We start from the raw sequence: 12791 nt of genomic DNA, 5'->3' as shown, positions 1-12791 counted from the left end.
TTCTTCCTCAGGGCTGCGCCAGTTGCACCGCCTCACCGATGGGGCCAAGCACCATGGAGGGCAGGAAGGACAGGAAATTGAGAATCAGGATTACGAACACCAGGGTCACGCAGAAGGTGGCGTTCTCCAGCTCGAGCGTGCCGGGGCCCTCCGGGGCCACCCGCTTGCGCGCCATACCGCCGGCGATGGCCAGCGGAATAACCAGCGGCAGGTAGCGGCCGAGGATCAGGCAGAGCACGCAGGTGAGATTCCACCACAGGCTGTCGTCGTTCAGGCCCTCGAAGCCGGAGCCGTTGTTGGCGAAAGCCGAGGTGTACTCGTAAAAGACCTGGGAAATGCCGTGAAAGCCGGGGTTGCTGTTGCCGGTGAGCGCAGGAAAGGCAACCGTAATGCCGGTGAGCACCAGAATGCACAGGGTCGGCAGCACGATCAGCGTGCTCAGCAGAGTAATTTCGCGAACCTCTATTTTGCGCCCGAAAATTTCCGGCGTGCGCCCGATCATCAGCCCGGCGAGGAAGACCGCGATCCACACATAGACGATAAAGTTCACGAAGCCACAGCCCACCCCGCCCCAGATGGCGTTGATCAACATACCCGCGCGAGTCACCAGTCCACCGAGCGGGTTGAGCGAGTCGTGCATGGCGTTTACCGAGCCGTTGGAAGTCTGGGTGGTGAGTGTGGCCCAGAGCGCGGACAGCTCCGGCCCGAAGCGCACCTCCTTGCCCTCCATATTCGGCCCCTCTGCAGCCAAGCCGCCGAAGGCCGCGTTGGGCTGCAGCTCGCTGTAGACGATGGCGGAGATACAGGCCAGGCTCAGCACGCCCATGGCCGCCAGCGACATCCAGGTGAATCGCCGCCTCAACAATAGACCGCCGGCCATAAACACCGTGGCGATCGGCAGCAGCAGAATGGAGATGGTTTCCACCGCGTTCGACAGCGGCGTGGGGTTCTCCAGCGGGTTGCTACTATTAGGCCCATACCAGCCTCCACCGTTGGTGCCCAGTTGCTTGATCGCCACCATGGGCGCCACCGGGCCGATCGGGATGGTCTGTTCGCCAACACCTACTGCCGGGTCCAGCACACCGGTGGTCTGCGCGCCCGAGTAGCTGCTGGGCACACCTTGGGAAGCGAGCACCAGCGCCACTGCGGCGGCCAGCGGAATCAGCAGGCGTACCACCGAGCGCACCACATCCACGTAGTAGTTGCCCAGGTCCCGCGCCTCACCCTCGATCGCGGTTTCGCGGTTGCGCCCGCCGAGCATGCCACGCAGCACCGCCACGCACACCGCCAGTGACATGGCGGGAGTCACTATCTGCAGGGTGGTGATCACGAAAGTCTGCGATAGATAACTGAGCTGGGCCTGGCCGGAGTAGTGCTGCTGGTTGGTATTGGTGAGGAAGGACACCGCGGTGTGCAGTGCCAGGTCCCAGGACAAGGGGCCAGTGCCGTCCGGGTTGAGCGGCAGGCGGTGCTGGAACAGCAGCAGCAGATAGGCGACGGCGCCGAGCGCCAGGTTGCTGAGCAGGAACGCCACACCGTAGGCCTTCCAGTCCATGCCCCGCGCGGCACCGACACCGAGCAGCCGATAGAAAAATTTTTCCAGCGGCAGAAACAAACGGTCGCTGAAATGGGGCTGGCCAGAATAAATTCCCGTCATATACCGGCCCAGCGGCCAGGCCAGTAACAGTGCGGTCAACAGGATAAGAAACATTTCCAGCATGGCTAAAACCTCTCCGGCCAGATCATCGCGACACAGAGATAGCCGGCCAGTGCCAACACCGTCAGTAACAGAAACCAATCCACGTTATCGCTCCTCGTTGATTGCGAGGGCGCCAAGGTAAGAGCGGGAGGCGTAAAGTATCCAGAGGGGTGTTTTACGGAGAGGTAAAGATTTCGTAAATCGTTGTGGGTAATGGGTGGCGGGTGTGGAGCGATCCTAGTGACACAGGGGGCAGGTTTCTAGTCAACCTCCTCCAGCTTATAACCACAGTGCTTACAGTACTCTGCATCGCTGTCGTGGCCGGCGCGGCTGCAGTTGTGGCAGCGGCGCAGGGTTTTTTCCCTACCCAGTCCGTGAGCCAGTTCTGCGGTCACTATGCCGGTGGGTACGGCGATAATGGCGTAACCGGTCAGCATGGCGAGCGACGCAATCGCCTGGCCGATAACCGTATGCGGCGTGATATCGCCGAATCCCACTGTGGTGATGGTGACGATGGTCCAGTAAATACTCTTCGGGATGCTGGTAAAACCGTGAACCGGTCCTTCGACGAGAAACATGACAGAGCCGAAAATGACACACAGCACCAACATACCGATGTAAAACACCATGATTTTGCGCCGCGATTGGTAGAGGGCCTGTATCAGCAGATTGGAATCGCGCAGGTAGCGCGCCAGCTTCAGGATCCGGAAGATACGCAGCACCCGCAATAGGCGCACCACCAGCAAAGTGCTAGCACCGGTCAGGAGCAGCGCCAGGTAGCTGGGCAGTATCGCCAGCAGGTCCACCACACCATAGAAGCTGAAAACGTAGGAGCGACGGTTGACCGCGCAGTAGATACGTAGCAGGTATTCGATAGTGAACAGACCGGTGAATATCCACTCCAGGATAAAAAACAACTCGCCGTAGCGGACGGCGATCTCCTGTACCGACACCAGCAGCACCAGCGCCACACTGATCAGAATGGCCCAGATCAGGAAGACATCGAACATCCTCCCCGCCCGTGTCTCCGTGCCGAAGATCACCTCGTTCAGCCACTTCCGCCTTCCGCTCAATGCCATGGTTCCTCCCGTTTGCGGCCAACTATAGCGCTGCGGCAGGGGCCCCGCTAGTGTCCTGTCTCATACTAAATGGTGACTTCAGAGTCCCCCAAATTGTTCACAGTTAGGCGCAGCTCGCAGGGAATGGTCATTCCATTTTCAAGAGCTGCAACGCAGCTGTGGACCCTCTCTACCAGGTGAAGAGGGGGGGCTCCCTTCGGGCGGGCCGCTAAGCAGCCATCTGCGGCGTTGCATTTGCTTTACATAGATGACTATGCCGGCGCAAATGCGCCTTGCATCTGGCCGCTTAGCGGCCCGCTGAAGTCACCATTTAGTACGAGACAGGACACTGGACAAAGCCAAAGTCACCCCCCAGAATCCCGCCAAACGAAGCGGAGGTTGATATGGCAAAAGAAAACCGACTGGTCTATTCCACCGACCGCGGCCGCATCAAAGAGGAACCGAAACAGGAGTCTCGCCGCGAGGGCGACGGCATCGTGCGCATCCAGCGGGAAACCAAGGGGCGCAAGGGTAAAGGCGTCACCTGCGTGCGCGGCCTGCCGGGCACTGACAGTGAGCTGAAGCTGCTGCTGGCGGAAATGAAAAAGCGCTGCGGTTGCGGCGGCGCGCTCAAGGATGGGGTAATCGAGATCCAGGGGGACAAGCGGGCGGAGATCAAGGAGCTGTTGGAGGCGCGCGGTCACAAGGTGAAACTGGCAGGGGGATAAGCCTCACTCTTGTGTAGGAGCGGTAAAACCCCGGAGCCTCCGGGGAGGACGGCGCGAATCAACTGCGGGCCTACGGCCCGTTGCGGAGCTGGAGCTCCGCGCTCCCGGGGTCGCGGCCAACGGCCGCTCCTACATTTTTACCAGCCGCAGGGGTCTCACCCTGAGGGCCCGCTCCCGATCCAGGCAGGGCTGCAACAGCTGCGCCAGCTGGATGCGGTAGTGTTCGCACACCGCGGCGCTGGCGTTTTTACATTTGAGTTCCAACGCCTGCAGCGTATCCCGCAACCGCTGCCGGTCCGCCGGCAGTTCCGGCACCTGGCTGGAACCGATGCGCTCCTCCAGCATTTGCGGCAGCCCGCTCTCGCGCAGAACGGCGGTATTGCCCGCCGCTTCGCACAGAGTCCGCAACTCGCCGGCAGCCAGGGCATAGAATTTCTGCAGCAGTTCCCGCTGGCTGCCGTCCAGCGACAGGCGGTCGATCATCAGGCCGAAGATATCGCCGTAGGCGTCGAGCTTTTCCAGTCTCGCCGCCAGCGGGCGGTAGGCGGACAATTGTTCCAGACGGCGTTGTAGCTCCCTCTGCTCCGCGGCGGGCATGGATTCCAGCGTGCGGGTGATGCGCAGGTAGAAAACACTGAAAATCTCCCTCCGCTGCCGCTGCAGTTCCTCGCGACGGCTGCGGTTGTCCCGCAGGCTCTCATCCGCCACCGCGGGGGTGGCCCCCGACAGGAAGAATGCCTCCGGCTCGATTTTTACCTGGGCCCTGACCAGCGCCGCCCCCAATTGCATGGCCGCTTCGCGCAGTTGCAGGTCGTCCAGGCGGCGTTCCTGCTCCCGCAGCTCCACCAGCTTGCCCCGCAGCCAGTCGATGGCCTGCTGCAAATCCATGGCCTGCAGTTCCCCGTTCGCGGGTAGCTCCAGCGGTAAAAAGCGGCGCGGCGGCAGCTGGTTGAAATACTCGGCCAACACCTGCTGCGCCTGTTCGGACTCCTTGCTGGCGCACAGCAAGCGGATGTTATCCACCGCCCGGCTGTCCTTCGCGGCAACCGCTGCGCTGGCGGAACTGCAAAGTGCGCCAAAATCGGCAAAGAGTTTCTGTACCGAAAAATCCTGCTGCACCAGGGGTGCCAGGGACAGTTCCTCGGCCCAGGCGATGCGCTCGTTGTCCGCGGCCTGGGTCCAGTCCCAGGAATCCGAGGCCTGCGCCATCGCCAGTTCGATATTCGAGCGGGTTTCCCGGTCCAGGTTGCGCAGTGTCCAGGCAATGGCGTCGGGATAATCTGTCAGCCGCTGACCGGACAGGGAAGCCTCCCGGTTCACTTCCGCCACCACCAGCTCCGCGTGCACCAGCTGATGCCATTTGTCGGCAAAGGGCGCGAAGGCCTCGCTGCCGATGATCTGCGCCGCCCAGGCATCCCCCTGACGCTCCAGCAGTCGCGCGGTGGGCCCGGTGAGGCTACGGTGCAGATCGAGCAGCTTGTCCACCAGGGGAATGGCGGCGCGCCCTCCCAGCGTCAGTAAACGGTGCAGCGGCTTCAACGGCGGCGCCACCTGCCCGCCGGGCGACACCGCACTGCGCTCGTTCTCCAGCGCCCACTGCATCCACTGCAATCGTCTGGCAATATCCCGAACCAGCCAAGCGGTGATCCCCCGCAGTTTTCCCTTGTAGCCGCCGAGGGCGCGGGCCACCATTGCCAGTAGTTCATTGCCGGACAGTGTGCACACCGCGCCCAGGCCCAGGCGCAGCGGTAACTGCTGCGCCTTGATATCTTCCGGCGTCGGCTCGGCCATCACCTCGGCACCGGCAGAAACCGACAGCTGGCTCACTTGCGGCAACCCGGTCTTCTCCGCCAAAACCCTCAGCAGCAGATGAAGGCCCGGCGCACCATCTCTCGACAGTGGCAGCGACGCCACTTCAAACTCCGCGGCAAAACGCCCAGCGGTAAAAAAAGGCCAGAGCAGCAGAGCCGCGAGTGCGGCGATCAATCCCAGCGACAACATGCTGCCCAATAGAACGAAAGCGCTAAACTCTCCGGCTATCATTGCCTGCGGAATTTGCCAGAGCGCGCGGGCGGCGCTGTATACACACAGGGCCGCAAACAGGACAAAAATCCCCGGCACCAGGGCGGCCAACAGCACGCCCAGAACCAACTGGGCCCGATCCGCGGAGGATTCACCTGGCGTTGCCGGCAAGTCGCCGAACAGGGACTCCAACTGGGTCCTCGCCTTGCCATTGGCGGCGGCAGCGGGTTTTGCCTCGGCAACCGCCGTCGGTAACCTGGCGACTTGCGCATTTCTCTCCTTTCTCTCCGTTCGATTGTCCGTGTCCGTTTTGGATGGTTGCTCGCGGCGCTTCTCGGCAAATTGCAGCTTGGCCAGCAACGCGCGATTGTCGAACTTGCCCGCCGGGTGGACCTCCACGCGCAGGCCGACCTGTTGCAGGCGCGCACGGTATTCCAGTACCTGCTTGGAGGAGAGCTGGTCCTTGATCACCCAGCCCTTGAGCAGCAGTCTGCGAGCCTGGGGAACAGGCACTGAGAAGGCCGCCGCCGCATCCTGCAACACCTGCGCCGGCGATTTGGCGCGCAGGGTTTTTCCCGCGGAAACAATCTGGAACATTTGCTGGCCGGACATAGTTCACCCCAGTGGGTCAGCTGGAAAATCGGCGGTATTGGTAAGGTTGGCGGAGCGTAAAAGATTACCGCGCGGCGCGGCGCGCACTGGTTCTCACCGGCGATGCGAAATTGATAGAACGGGGATAAAGGGTGGATGCGTGCACGACTGGTGCGTGAACGGCGTCTCAATTATCCCACCCTGGCGCGAAGCCCCCGCAGTACTTGGTCCATTGGGCGCCACTCCAACAGAACTCGCAGCGGACCCAGGCGCGCTTGTGCCCCCTTGTTGCAATCGGCAAAATGCGCGGCTACCAAGAGAGGAATGAAGAGAAAGGAAACTCCGCCCATGAGCGACGCCCCGGAAAAGAAAGTGGCCCCTTACGGCAGTTGGAAATCGCAGATCAGCGTCGACCTGCTGGTACAGGACAGTGTGCGCCTGAGCGAACCCAGGCTGGTGGACGGTTGCACCTACTGGCTGGAATCCCGCCCGGCGGAAAAAGGGCGCTCGGTACTGGTCCGGCACTGTCCGAAGGATGGGCGCAGGGATATCACTCCCGCCCCGCTGAGTGTGCGCTCGAAAGCCCACGAGTACGGGGGCGCCAGTTACCTGATTGGCGATAACACCGCCTATTTCGTCCTCGCCGACGACCAGCGCATCTACCGCATGGATCTGGACAGCCAGGTGCCCGAGGCGATTACCCCCGAAGGCCCCTACCGCCACGCGGACCTGTTCCTCGACCGCCGGCGCAAACAGCTGCTCTGCGTGCAGGAAGACGGCTCCCCGGAAGCGAATGGCGGAGAGGCGATAGCCCGCATTGTCGCCATCCACCTGGAAGCCCCGGAGAAAAACCCGCCGCGCATTCTCGCCGAGGGCGCGGATTTCTATTCCAATCCGAGCCTCAGCCCCAATGGCATGCGGTTCAGCTTCCTGCGCTGGTCTCATCCCGACATGCCCTGGGACGCCACTGAGCTCTGCCTGGCAGAGCTGGACGACAGCGGCCGGCCGGGAACAGTGAAAGTGGTCGCCGGTGGTGGAGAGGAATCCATATTCCAGCCCCAGTGGTCCCCGGAGGGCGAGTTGTTTTACGTCTCCGACCGGAACAACTGGTGGAATATTTACCGCCAGGGGGAAGAGAAACCGCTGTGGGAAAAAAACGCGGAGTTCGCTACACCCCAATGGGTGTTCAGCATGTCCACCTACGGATTTCTCACCTCCGACGAAATCCTCTGCACCTTTACCGAAAACGGCCGCTGGCACCTGGCCACCATCGACCTGGAAGACCGCAGCCACGAAATCCTTGAGCAGCCCTTCTGTGATATCGAGGGCGTGCGCTGTGAGAGCCACAGGGCAGTATTTGTAGGTGCCGGCGCCGACAGGTTCCCTGCGGTAATTGCCTACGACAATCACAAGAAAAACTTTGAAACCATTGCCAGCAGTAACCGCAGCCGATTGGATAGCGGGATTTTTTCCCAGGCCCAGGCCATCGAGTTCCCCGCGGGCGAACGGCAGGTGCACGCCTTTTACTACCCGCCCAACAATCCCGATTTTCAGGCGCCAGAGGGCGAAAAACCGCCGCTGATCGTATTCAGCCACGGCGGCCCCACCGGCGCCACTTCAGCGGGACTGAACCTGAAGGTTCAGTACTGGACCAGCCGGGGCTTCGCCATCCTCGATGTAGACTACTCCGGCAGCACCGGCTACGGCCGCAAATACCGCGAGCGCCTGAAGGGCCTCTGGGGCGTCCTTGACGTGGAGGACGTCTGTGCCGGCGCTGAATACCTGGTGGCCAAAGACCTGGCCGACCCGGAACGGCTGCTGATCAAGGGTGGCAGCGCCGGCGGCTACACAGTGCTGGCCGCCCTCACCTTCCACAGTACTTTCAAGGCCGGTGCCAGCCACTACGGCATCGGCGACCTCACCACCCTGGCGCGGGACACTCACAAATTCGAATCCCGCTACCTGGACAAGCTGGTGGGCCCCTGGCCCGAGACGGAGGATACCTACCGCGAGCGCTCGCCGATCAATTATGTCGATCAGCTGAATTGCCCGGTAATTTTCTTCCAGGGCCTGGAGGACAAAGTGGTACCCCCAAGCCAGGCGGAAACCATGGTCAACGCCCTCAAGCAACAGGGTATTCCCGTGGCCTATATCACCTTCCCCAGCGAGGGCCACGGCTTCCGCGGCGGCGACAGTATCAGGATGGCGCTGGAGGGCGAGTTGGAATTCTACAGCCGCGTATTCAATTTCCAACTGCCCGAACCGGGGCCCGGCATTACCATAGAGAACCTGGAATAAGCCGATGGGAAGATGGAGACCACCGCGCCCGCGCGGTTCCCGCTATATCACCCCCGAAGGTGCCGCGCGGCTGCGCGCGGAAGTGAAACACCTTTGGGAAGTGGAGCGTCCGCGGGTCACGCAAGCGGTGAGCGAGGCGGCCAAACTCGGCGACCGCTCGGAAAACGCCGACTATATCTACGGCAAGAAGCGACTGCGCGAGATTGACAGCCGGGTGCGCTTTCTCACCAAGCGGCTGGAAGAAGTCACCGTGGTGGACCGCATTCCGGACGACCGGGAGAAAATCTTTTTCGGCGCCTGGGTCACCATTGAGAATGACGACGGCAACACCCTCACCTACCGTATCGTCGGCCCGGACGAGTTCGATGTAAAGCAGGGATTGATTTCCATGGATTCCCCGGTGGCCCGTGCCCTGCTCGGGCGTCGGCTGGACGACGAGGTGAATATCCATATGGGGGAAAAGCGGGTAACCTACTATGTGGTGGATATCCGATACCAGGAATAACCCCGCTCCTGAAAATATCCGACGCCGCACGAACCGTATATAAAAACAACGAGGGACCGATATGAAGTACCTGGCAACCATCATACTGGCCACGTCCATACTCTCCGCCCACGCCGGTACGGTGGAGAAAATCAACAGGCACATATGGATCCACGGATCGGAAGACTGTGCCACCAATACGGACCCGGCGATAGAAACACTCCGGTACGACGAATCGAGCTATATCCTGCGCCAGAACAAATGCCTGGACTCCGAAGCACCGTTTATCTACGTACTGTTCGGCGAACATACGGTATTCGTCCAGGACACCGGTGCCACCGAAGACGCCGGGCAGTTTCCCCTCTATGAGACCCTCCAACGCCTGATCGACAGCCGCAAGCAGGCAGCACCAGGGCGGGAACTGAAGCTCCTGGTCACCCACTCCCACGGCCATAGAGACCATACCGCCGGTGATTCACAGTTCCGGGGAAAGCCCGGTGTGACGCTGGTGGAGCCGGGCGCCCCTTCGATACAGAAGTATTTCGGTTTCACGGACTGGCCAAACGGCACCGCAACCGTCGACCTGGGCGGCCGCAAGCTCACCGTTTTTCCTCTTCCGGGTCACAAGGAAGACAGTATTGCCGTATACGACCCGCACACCCGCTGGCTGTTGAGCGGGGATACCTTCTATCCCGGGCGCCTGTATATAAGGGAATGGGACAGCTATCGGGCCAGTATCGCGCGTCTGGTGGACTTCTCAAAAACCCATCGGATATCGGCGCTGATGGGTACCCATATCGAAATGTCCCGCACTCCGGGACAGGACTATCCGATGGGCAGCAGCTATCAGCCTGAGGAGGCCGGACTGGCGCTTTTGCCGGAGGACCTGCTGCTTCTTGACGCGACGCTTTCGGAAATTGGCAATGAACCCGAAAAGCGGGTAATGAACAAGTTCATTGTCCGCCCTGTAAGCAAGATTGAGAAAATGCTGACCTGGGTGGCGAAGCGGCTGAGGCTGTAGAAACTGCGAGCCGTGCGGCTGAGTGACGAAGTAAATGTCAGGGCCGGGAGAAACCGGGTTGACCTATTATGTAGAGGCAATCCGCTACCGGAAGCACATCGTCCCCGGAGTGTCCAAGGAAGCGGCGAACAGCTCAGGAGTATGATGCAGAAATGCCCAAGGACGACATCCCCGCCCCGCTGAAGGCGTTTGTCGATTCTGAAAGCCTGGTCGCCTTCGGCATCGCCCTGGGCCTCGGGCTGCTGATCGGACTGCAGCGGGAGCGCACCGCAGACCGCCTGGGGGGAATCCGCACCTTTCCGCTGATCGCCCTGTTCGGTGCCCTGGCCGCCAGGCTCAGCGATATTCAGGATATTCCGTGGCTGGTACCGACCGGGCTGCTGTGCATGACGATACTGATACTGCTCGGCAACCTCGAGCGGCTGCGCGGCGAGGAGGAAGGTACCGGTATTACCACCGAGGTGTCCGCCCTGCTGATGTATTTGCTGGGCGCTTTCCTGGTGCTGGGAGAACTCACGGTGGCAGTGGTGGTCGGTGGCACCATTGCCGTGTTGCTGCACCTGAAGCCCAGTATGCACGCTTTCGCCGAGCGCCTGCCGGAACAGGATCTGCGCGCAATCATGCAGTTCGCGCTGATTTCGATGATCATCCTGCCGGTTCTGCCGAACCGTACCTTCGGCCCCTACGATGTGCTCAACCCTTTCAAGATCTGGCTGTTGGTGGTACTGATCGTGGGCATCGGGCTCGGCGGTTACGGTGCCTACAAACTGGTGGGCGCCCGCGCCGGTACTCTGCTAAGCGGCCTGATCGGCGGGCTTATCTCTTCCACCGCCACCACAGTGAGCTACGCGCGCCGGGCAAAACTGGAAAAAGGCATGGCGGGACTCGCGGCACTGGTAATCCTGATCGCCTCCACCAGTATGTTTATCCGTATGTTTGTGGAAATCACCGTGGTGGCCCCGCGCGTATCTGCTGCGCTGCTGCCACCGCTGGCCACACTGCTGCTGATCAGTGTGGTGACCTGTGCCTTTGGCTATCGCTTTGCCGAGCATCACACGAGCGAGATGCCGACCCAAAGCAACCCTGCGGAACTCTCCGCGGCACTGGTTTTCGGCGCCCTCTACGCCCTGGTCACCCTGGCCGTGGCCGCGGCCAAGGACTACTTCGGCAGCCGCGGCATCTATGTGGTGGCGCTGATTTCAGGTTTTACCGATGTGGACGCGATCACCCTGTCCACCGCCAATCTCGCCGGCGACGGCCTGCTCGAAACATCCACCGCCTGGCGGGCTATGGTGATCGCCACCCTGGCCAACCTGGTATTCAAGGCGGGAGCCGCCGCTGCCCTGGGCGGACGGGCGCTGTTCCGGCGCGTGGCGCTGTTGTTCACGGTGCCTTTTGTGGCAGGGATACTGGTGATAGCCCTGTGGCCTGATGGCTGAGAGCAAATACCGGGAAGCCTGGATATTTCGGGCGCCTCCTCTTGCCAACCGTCGGGGCTATATTTCGATGCCCTTTTTGCGCAAATCCTCCGTGGCATCGTCAGCCTTCTCCAGCCCGCTGGCACCGATGAATTCCAGCACCTGTGGAGCTTTGATGAATTCGATCTGTGAATACTCCACAATTTGCCAGCGATTGCCCGAAGGATCCCGAAAGTCCAGAAACCGATCCCCGAGAATAGGAATGTTCAACGCATCCAGGCGCGCCTTGACTTTGCTTTTGTCATCCACCACCAGACCGAAGTGCCGATGCTCGTCCTTTCCGGTATCCCGGTTTTCAAAAAGCGCGATAAACTGGTCACCCAGTTCGATAAAGGCCATGCCTTTATTCCTGGAGCGCAACTTGAATTGAAACAGGCCATCGAGAAAATCGATGGCCTCATCCAGGTCCCGGACATCGAGGGCGACATGATTGATGCCCACAGCTCTGGCTCTCTCTCCGCCTTCGCTCATAGCTTTCCCCTCGCGCCGGTCGGGATATCATTCAGTGCTTTTTATGCCATTTGTCGTCGTCACCCTTCTCATATTTTTCCTTGACCGCATTCCAGGCAATCTTGGCTGCGCGCTCTTCGGTGTCGGATTTATCCTTGTGTTGCTGCTCCGCACTATTAAACGCCTCCTTGTAGATTTCCTGGGCGTGCTTTGGCAGAGGATTCTTGACATTTTTCGGCAGTTCGTTGACGGATCTGTAGGGCATGGTCCTACCTCGCTGGGTTGATTTCTGACAAAATGGACAAGTGCTGGAGCACAGCCATATCAAGAAGATTAGCCCACAGTGCGCTGGAATCAGTGATCTGTCGCAAGTTGAATCGACGGCGAATCCACCGGCGTGCTGGACAGTGCAACGGGCCTTCTGATCCTGCAGACCCTCGCCCGGGTCAACCGCGAGCCTGAATTTCAGTTGCTCGGACCTCTTGATCACTCTCTGACGCAAGACGTAGTGGTTTACGCCGAGGCCAGCCGGCTCCGCACTTTGATCTCAGAGGTTAGTGTCTGATGCACCGGGCAGCGGTTGGCGATGTCCAGCAATTTCTGCCGTTGCTCTCCGGTCAGCCGGCCCTCGAGGGTGATCTCGCGCACTATCTCGTCGATCTTGCCCTCTTTGTTCTCGCAGTCTTCGCAGTCCTTCGCGTGCACTTTACGATGTGAGAGGATCACACGCACCCGTTCCAATGGTATTTCCTTGCGGTCCGCATACATGCGGATGGTCATGCTGGTGCAGGCGCCCAGTCCCATCAGGATGTATTCATAGGGACCGGGGCCCTTATTGTCACCGCCCGAGTCCTCAGGTTCATCCGCAACCAACTGGTGCGGCCCTGAGTGCATCTCTTGAATAAACTTACCGCCATCACTTTCTTCTATCGTGACAACTGTCGGGGTCGGTCCACTCATCA

The 12791-nt window shown here is 60.6% G+C and carries 12 protein-coding genes; 5 read left to right on the top strand and 7 right to left on the bottom strand.

The genetic code is table 11. From position 1 onward, the window contains the following. Window positions 1-7 precede the first annotated feature (7 nt). The 3 genes from kdpA to PP263_RS04180 form a co-directional block, all read right to left on the bottom strand. Window positions 8-1720, bottom strand: a complete 1713-nt coding sequence (kdpA, locus tag PP263_RS04185) for a potassium-transporting ATPase subunit KdpA (protein ID WP_308367112.1) — start codon at window positions 1718-1720, stop codon at window positions 8-10. A gap of 2 nt (window positions 1721-1722) precedes the next feature. Beyond that, on the bottom strand, window positions 1723-1803 hold the full coding sequence (gene kdpF / locus PP263_RS22665) for a K(+)-transporting ATPase subunit F (RefSeq protein WP_374693716.1): 81 nt from the start codon (window positions 1801-1803) through the stop codon (window positions 1723-1725). A 156-nt stretch (window positions 1804-1959) separates the two neighbouring features. Further along, window positions 1960-2778 carry an ion transporter gene (locus tag PP263_RS04180; protein WP_308367111.1) on the bottom strand — a complete coding sequence of 273 codons (819 nt, stop codon included), beginning with the start codon at window positions 2776-2778 and terminating at the stop codon, window positions 1960-1962. 383 nt (window positions 2779-3161) lie between these two features. Here PP263_RS04180 and yciH point away from each other — a divergent pair, with 383 nt between their 5' ends. Then, on the top strand, window positions 3162-3485 hold the full coding sequence (gene yciH / locus PP263_RS04175) for a stress response translation initiation inhibitor YciH (protein ID WP_308367110.1): 324 nt from the start codon (window positions 3162-3164) through the stop codon (window positions 3483-3485). 129 nt (window positions 3486-3614) lie between these two features. Here the strand turns inward: yciH and PP263_RS04170 are convergent, their stop codons facing one another. Further along, a complete protein-coding gene (locus PP263_RS04170; protein ID WP_308367109.1) occupies window positions 3615-6119 on the bottom strand; it encodes a hypothetical protein in 2505 nt (834 codons plus the stop codon). 327 nt (window positions 6120-6446) lie between these two features. On the opposite strand from PP263_RS04170, the gene PP263_RS04165 reads away from it, so the two are divergent. The 4 genes from PP263_RS04165 (at window position 6447) to PP263_RS04150 (ending at window position 11340) form a co-directional block, all read left to right on the top strand. Then, entirely contained in the window at window positions 6447-8396 is a 1950-nt protein-coding gene (locus PP263_RS04165; protein WP_308367108.1) for a S9 family peptidase, read from the top strand. Window positions 8397-8400: 4 nt separating this feature from the next. After that, window positions 8401-8901, top strand: coding sequence for a transcription elongation factor GreB (greB, locus tag PP263_RS04160; RefSeq protein ID WP_308367107.1), 501 nt, complete (start codon window positions 8401-8403; stop codon window positions 8899-8901). Window positions 8902-8962: 61 nt separating this feature from the next. Beyond that, entirely contained in the window at window positions 8963-9901 is a 939-nt protein-coding gene (locus tag PP263_RS04155; RefSeq protein WP_308367106.1) for an MBL fold metallo-hydrolase, read from the top strand. 152 nt (window positions 9902-10053) lie between these two features. Then, window positions 10054-11340, top strand: a complete 1287-nt coding sequence (locus PP263_RS04150; RefSeq protein ID WP_308367105.1) for an MgtC/SapB family protein — start codon at window positions 10054-10056, stop codon at window positions 11338-11340. A gap of 57 nt (window positions 11341-11397) precedes the next feature. Here the strand turns inward: PP263_RS04150 and PP263_RS04145 are convergent, their stop codons facing one another. The 3 genes from PP263_RS04145 to PP263_RS04135 form a co-directional block, all read right to left on the bottom strand. Next, a complete protein-coding gene (locus PP263_RS04145) occupies window positions 11398-11850 on the bottom strand; it encodes a VOC family protein (RefSeq protein ID WP_308367104.1) in 453 nt (150 codons plus the stop codon). 31 nt (window positions 11851-11881) lie between these two features. Then, window positions 11882-12094, bottom strand: coding sequence for a ChaB family protein (locus PP263_RS04140; protein ID WP_308367103.1), 213 nt, complete (start codon window positions 12092-12094; stop codon window positions 11882-11884). Between the two features lie 248 nt (window positions 12095-12342). Then, a complete protein-coding gene (locus PP263_RS04135; protein ID WP_308367102.1) occupies window positions 12343-12789 on the bottom strand; it encodes an OsmC family protein in 447 nt (148 codons plus the stop codon). Window positions 12790-12791 lie beyond the last annotated feature (2 nt).

The sequence above is a fragment of the Microbulbifer sp. TB1203 genome (genome assembly GCF_030997045.1).
Classification (GTDB): Bacteria; Pseudomonadota; Gammaproteobacteria; order Pseudomonadales; family Cellvibrionaceae; genus Microbulbifer.
This window is presented reverse-complemented; position numbering and strand designations above follow the sequence as displayed.